The sequence below is a fragment of the Propylenella binzhouense genome (assembly GCF_009866965.1).
In the GTDB taxonomy this organism is placed as follows: Bacteria; Pseudomonadota; Alphaproteobacteria; order Rhizobiales; family Afifellaceae; genus Propylenella; species Propylenella binzhouense.
Genome location: NZ_SPKJ01000185.1, coordinates 1 through 2,998, shown reverse-complemented (window position 1 = coordinate 2,998; position 2,998 = coordinate 1). Strand labels below are relative to the sequence as shown.

Annotated in this window: 3 protein-coding genes; 2 read left to right on the top strand and 1 reads right to left on the bottom strand. The window is 72.4% G+C overall.

Annotated elements, in window-relative coordinates; all coding sequences use genetic code 11:
• Positions 1-123: 123 nt before the first annotated feature.
• Positions 124-792 (top strand): LutC/YkgG family protein, encoded by a 669-nt coding sequence (locus tag E4O86_RS22650; RefSeq protein WP_161142805.1) that lies wholly within the window; start codon positions 124-126, stop codon positions 790-792.
• A gap of 13 nt (positions 793-805) precedes the next feature.
• Here the strand turns inward: E4O86_RS22650 and E4O86_RS22645 are convergent, their stop codons facing one another.
• Positions 806-1,900, bottom strand: a complete 1,095-nt coding sequence (locus tag E4O86_RS22645) for an acyltransferase family protein (protein ID WP_161142804.1) — start codon at positions 1,898-1,900, stop codon at positions 806-808.
• A gap of 445 nt (positions 1,901-2,345) precedes the next feature.
• Between E4O86_RS22645 and E4O86_RS23715 the strand changes: the two genes are divergently transcribed.
• Positions 2,346-2,998: MFS transporter (locus tag E4O86_RS23715; protein ID WP_161142803.1), on the top strand; the 653-nt coding region annotated here is incomplete at its 3' end.

Sequence of the window (2,998 nt, the reverse complement as noted above, 5' to 3'; positions counted from 1 at the left end):
GTCGCGGCGCGGCCGGTTCGCGCGGCTGCCGCTCGCCGGCGGCTGGACGCGGCATCGCGACATGCCGGCGCCCGAGGGCGGCACCTTCATGGCGCGCTACCGGGCGGAACAGAGGGCGCGGCGATGAGCGGGCGAGAGACCGTGCTCGGCAGCGTCCGGCGCGCGCTTGCGGCAGGCGGCGGAGACGAGCGGGCCGCCGCCGTCGCGGAGCGGCTCGCTTATCCGAAGCCCAATCTCATTCCCGCGCGCGCGCAGATCCCGCAGGCGGAGCGCATCGACCTCTTCTGCCGGATGGCGGAAAAAGTGAGTGCGACGGTGGAGCGTCTCGCCGCGGCGGCGGAGGTGCCGACGGCGGTGGCCGAGCACCTGCGCCGCCACAATCTGCCGGCGGCGCTGCGGATGGGCGAGGACCCGCTTCTCGAATCGCTGCCCTGGGGGGACGCGCCGCAGCTCGAGCTCCGCCGCGGCGCCTCGGACGGCCACGACGCGGCGGGACTGAGCCGCGCCGTCGCGGGGATCGCCGAAAGCGGCACGCTGATGCTCGTTTCCGGGCCGGACAATCCGGCCACCATCACCTTCCTGCCGGACACGCATATCGTCATGCTGGAGGCAGGCGACGTGATCGGCGACCTCGAAATGGGCTGGGCGCGCATCCGCGGCCGCTACGGCAAGGGCGGAATGCCCCGGACGGTGAACCTCGTGACCGGCCCCTCGCGCTCGGCCGACATCGAGCAGACGCTGATCCTCGGCGCGCACGGTCCGCGCGCGCTCCACATCCTCGTCGTCGGCTGAGGCCGCCGGCCGTCTACCAGGCGACGGCGGCCTGCTGCCGGCGCGGGGCGAAGCGGCGCTTCAGCGCCAGCGCCCGCTTCTCGACCAGGCTCCACGAGAGGAACCCGATCGCGGCGGCCGAGACGAGGCCGGCGAGCCCGAGCGCGAACATGCTCCAGCCGGGGAAGAAGCCGACCAGCATCTGCTGGACCGGCCAGCCATAGATATAGGTCCCGTAGGAAATGTCGGTGTGCCGCGTCCAGCGCCCGAGCGCGCCCGCCGGCAGCGTGCCGAAGAGGAGCGCGCCATAGGCGGCAAGGAGCACGTAGGCGAGCGGGCCGATCGGGGTGCGCCCGGCCAGGACCGCGAAGCCGAGAAAGCCGAGCAGGACAAGCGGCGACAGCACGATCCGGCTCCGCCAGCGATAGGCCGCGACGCCGAGGAGGAAGCAGAGCGCGAAGAGCGGCGGGTGGAGCGCGCCCGGCCAGATCCCGACGATGCCGGCGGCCTCGACGCCGACGAGCGCGGCGGCGGCCCCGGCGACGAGCGCGAGGAGCACCGCGCCGTAGCGGAGCAGCCCGGTGACGAAGAGCGCGGCGAGCCCGATATAGGCCAGGATCTCGTACTGGATGGTCCAGAGCGACATGTTCACCATGCCGGCGAGCGGGGCCGTCGCGAAGACGCCGTCCGGCGCGGGCGCGTGGCTGAAGAGGACGAGCACGGCGAGCGGATAGGCGAGCGTCGCCGGATCGGAATAGTAGTCGGCGAGCGGGACGACCGCGACGAGCGCACCGAGCACGAGCGCGAAGACGAGGCCGTAGACCATGAGCGCGGGCACGATCCGGAGCGCGCGGTTGGCGAGGAACCGGAACGCGTCCGGGCTGCGGTCGAGGCTCGCCGCGACGGTGAGGCCCGAGATCACGAAGAAGACGTTGACCGCGTGCTGGCCGAGCGTGAAGGGCGTGACGAGTTCGAGCGGCTGCGCGGTGCCGGAGCCGCCCGCCACCACGAAGACGTGGGAGACGATCACGGAGAGCGCCGCGACCAGGCGGACGAGGTTGAAGGCATTCTTCTGCGGGTCGAGGAACGGCTCGAGCACCGTCCGTCCGCCGAGCGAGAGCATCGTCATTCTTGCACCCCAGCGCATCCATTGCCCGAGGCGATCCGGATCCCCGACGGCCGCCAGCGACGAATGAGTGCACGAGCGAGCATCGCCGCACCAGCAATCGAACAATTGTCGGTAAATTTAGAAATAATCCGACTGTCCGCGGCGCCGGCAGGGGCCGGAACGGAAAAGCGGGCGGCGCGCCGGAACGGAAAAGCGGGCGACGCCGGAACGGATGGCGCACTCCCTCCCCTTGTGGGGCAGGGCCGGAGCGGGGAACGGCGCCGTTGACCCCTCGACCCTCGAGGGATTAGGGATTCCCGCATGTCGTCCTCGGCGAAGCCCCTCTCTGCGGTCGCGCGGCAGACGGGAGAGGAGACCGCGTGCGAATGCAGCTGATTCTCCTGCGCCTTCATTCGTCGACAGTCGAGGCATCGGGGACCGGTCCCGCGTATCCGGGCTGCGCCGCGTGAGCGCGCGTTCCCGCCAGACCCGGGTCGTCGCCGCGCTCGGCCTCGCCCAGACGCTCGCCTGGGGCTCCACCTATTACCTGCCCGCGATCCTCGCCGCGCCGATGGCGCGCGACCTCGGCATCCAGACCGGCACGGTGTTCCTGGCCTTTTCCGCGGCCCTCGTGGTGGCGGCGTTCCTCGGCCCCCTGGCCGGCCGGCATATCGACCGCTTCGGCGGCAGGGACGTGCTCGCGGCATCGAACCTGATCTTCGCCGCGGGCCTGGCGATGATGAGCGCCGCCGACGGCACCGGAATGCTGTTCGCCGCCTGGCTGGTGATCGGCGCCGGCATGGCGATGGGCCTCTACGAGGCGGCGTTCTCGACGCTGGCCGGCGTCTACGGCAAGAGCGCGCGCGGCGCGATCACCGGGATCACGCTGTTCGCGGGCTTCGCGAGCACCGTCTGCTGGCCGATCTCGGCATGGCTGGAGGCCGGGAGCGGATGGCGCTCCGCCTGCCTGTTCTGGGCCGCGGCCCACCTTCTCGTCGGCCTCCCGCTCAACCGCCTGCTGGTGCCCGGCGCGCGGCCCGACGCCGGCGCGCCGTCCCCTCACCCGGCGCCGGCCGTTCCGGCGGCGGCATCGGCCCCGCGGGACGCGGCCATGCCGCT

What these genes read in the sequence shown, in the direction of transcription:
- E4O86_RS22650 (WP_161142805.1), top strand. Translation starts at nt 124, where the DNA reads ATGAGCGGGCGAGAGACCGTGCTCGGCAGCGTCCGGCGCGCGCTTGCG.
- E4O86_RS22645 (WP_161142804.1), bottom strand. Translation starts at nt 1,900, where the DNA reads ATGACGATGCTCTCGCTCGGCGGACGGACGGTGCTCGAGCCGTTCCTC.